Annotated in this window: 1 protein-coding gene; it reads right to left on the bottom strand. The window is 35.3% G+C overall.

What is annotated here, in order from left to right:
* The coding region (locus SH09_RS13685) for a BCCT family transporter (protein WP_042740179.1) at positions 1 to 241 on the bottom strand (241 nt) is incomplete at both ends.

Below are 241 nucleotides of genomic sequence, written 5' to 3'. Positions count from 1 at the left end.
AAAAATAATATGGTAACAATAAGTATAATTATACCTTGAGTCATGATAGTATTTGGAACATCAAATAGGTAGTTTAGACCACCTGCGATTTGCATAGCGCCTAAACCTAGTGATACTGCTCCCCCGCCAATTGTGGCAAAGACAGAAACAACATCAATAATTGTCCCTAAGGGGCCATCAACTTTATTTCCGAAAATTGGACGTAATGTTTTTGAAATTAATGCAGGTTCATTTTTTCTAA

It is taken from the genome of Staphylococcus gallinarum (assembly GCF_000875895.1).
Taxonomy (GTDB): Bacteria; Bacillota; Bacilli; order Staphylococcales; family Staphylococcaceae; genus Staphylococcus; species Staphylococcus gallinarum.
Note: the sequence above shows the minus strand (reverse complement) of the source record. Positions and strands in the feature narration are given on the sequence as shown.